General features: G+C 62.1%; 1 pseudogene. It reads right to left on the bottom strand.

Going from position 1 to position 338, the window contains the following annotated elements:
- Positions 1-293 (bottom strand): annotated as a pseudogene (locus AC0QHF_RS28885) (hypothetical protein); the annotation flags it as partial.
- Positions 294-338 lie beyond the last annotated feature (45 nt).

The raw sequence follows: 338 nt of genomic DNA, 5'->3' as shown, positions 1-338 counted from the left end.
CGGCCGTTGTCGTCCAGTCGTCCCAATGCCCGGTATCCCTTGCGGGTGCTGACGGTCAGTTTGTCCGACTCGTCGGCAAGGTCGGTGAGGGCGTCGGCTTCGGCCGGGTCGATCGTCCGGGCGCGGTCCAACACGGGAGCGAACCGGAAATGCTCCCAACTGCCGGGGTTGTCGGGGGTGATGCCGTTCGGACTGGTGACGAAAACGGACCCTTTGTCCAGGTTGCTGTGCTGTCCTTCCACGGGGGCGATCGCGCCCCCCTTCATGTCGTCGCCTCTGACAAATCCAATCATGGGTAAATACTCCTGAGTAATGGGTGAATGGCCGTGGTGATAACG

This window comes from Lyngbya sp. CCY1209 (assembly GCF_055795065.1).
This window is presented reverse-complemented; position numbering and strand designations above follow the sequence as displayed.